General features: G+C 76.1%; 1 protein-coding gene. It reads left to right on the forward strand.

Annotated features, from left to right (window positions below; genetic code table 11):
* Nucleotides 1–27: 27 nt before the first annotated feature.
* Entirely contained in the window at nt 28–1,359 is a 1,332-nt protein-coding gene (locus ABZU91_RS04090; protein WP_355233710.1) for a glutamate mutase L, read from the forward strand.
* Nucleotides 1,360–1,831 lie beyond the last annotated feature (472 nt).

Raw genomic sequence — 1,831 nt, forward strand, 5'->3', positions numbered from 1 at the left:
GCCCCGCAGTCGCGAACAGGGCAACCCATGACCCTCGCGGTCTGCGCGGACGTCGGCTCGACGTACACCAAGGCGGCCGTGGTGGACCTGGCCGCCGGTGTCCTGGTGGGTGCGGCGGCCGCGCCCACCACGGTGGGCAGCGACGTGCTGCGCGGCCTGGACGCCGCGGTCACGGCGGCCACCGCCGGGCTCGGGGCGCGTGACATGCCGTGGTACGTCTGCTCGTCGGCCGGCGGCGGGTTGCGGCTGGCCGTGATCGGCTACGAGGCCCTCGTGACCGCGCAGGCGGGCCGGCGGGTCGGGTTGTCGGCCGGCGCGCACGTGGTGCACACCGCCGCCGGGCGGCTCGACGCGGCGGCCCTGACCGCGCTGCGGGCGGCCCGCCCGGACGTGGTGCTGCTGGTGGGTGGCACCGACGGCGGCGACGCCGACACGATCTGCCACAACGCGACCCGTCTGGCCCGCGCCCGCTGGCGCACACCCGTCGTCCTGGCCGGCAACGCCGACGTGCGTGCGGAGCTGACCGGGCTGTTGGAGGCCGCCGGGGTGCCGGTGAGCGGCGCGGACAACGTGCTGCCGCGTATCGGGGTCCTCGCGCCGGCGTCGGCGCGCGCGGCGATCCGCGCGGTGTTCCTGCGGCACGTCATCGGCGGTAAACGACTGTCCCGGGGCACCCGTTTCACCCGCCTGGTCCGGGCGGCCACGCCCGACGCGGTCCTGACCGGGGTGGAGGTGCTCGCCGACACCATCGGCGGTGACCTGGCCGTCGTCGACGTGGGTGGGGCCACCACCGACGTGTACTCGGTCCTCACGCCCGACGAGCGGGCCACCGGGCCGGGCCGGGAGGTCGCCGGCAGCCTGTGGCGGGCCCGCACCGTCGAGGGCGATCTGGGCATGCGGTGGAGCGCCCCGGGTGTCGTCCGCGCCGCCGTCGAGGAGCGGCTGCTCACCGACGCCGACGACCTCGGCGAGGCCGCCGCCCGGCGTGCGGCCGACCCGGCCTTCCTGGCCGCCGACGACGTCGAACGGGCCGTGGACGCGCGGATCGCCACCCTGGCGGCGACGGTGGCGCTGCGCCGGCACGCCCGTGGTGTCGCCACCGGCGAGCGGGCCGGGCGGGACCTGCGCGACGTGCGTCTGCTGGTGGGCTCCGGTGGGGTGCTGCGGCACGCGCCCGTCGACGCGTCCGGTCAGGTGTTGGCGGCGGTTCTGGCCGACCACGCGGGCGGGTGGGCGTTGCCCCGTGCGGCCCGGGCGGTCGTGGACGTCGACTACGTGCTGGCCGCCGGCGGGTTGCTCGCCGAGGAGCACCGGGCGGCGGCGCAGGCGTTGCTGCGTCACCATCTGGGCACCCAGTGAGACACGCCGACCCGACACGCCGTGGCGCAACACACGACAGGCCGGGGGTGGGTTGACAGGAGACGGGGTGCAGCACGTACCGTCTTTGAGTCCTACCACGGGAAGCGGCTGTTGTTCGCTTCGTCCCTTCGTCCGCTGGCCGAGCGACTTTTTTCAGCGTCATCGTCGCGGCGGCCAGGTCCAGCGGGCGGGGGTCGGCGGGGCGGCGCGAACCGGCCGCGGTTACCGGTGTACGGGCAGGGTGAGGTGCACGGCCAGTAGACAACGGCCCGGCGGGGGCAGCCAGTCAACCGCCTGGTCGGTCCGAAGGTCGGCGTGCCCCATTCTCGCCCCACCGGCCGGGAAGGGCCTGGGAGCATCGGGGCGCGGCGCAAGCCGCGCCCGGACGCTGGTCGGCACGCGGTGCCGTGGTGCTGTACCTCCTGCGGCTTCCGGACACCGTGCTCGGGGCGTTCGCGCTGACCGACGAGGT

It is taken from the genome of Micromonospora sp. NPDC005174, from assembly GCF_040608495.1.
Lineage (GTDB): Bacteria > Actinomycetota > Actinomycetes > Mycobacteriales > Micromonosporaceae > Micromonospora.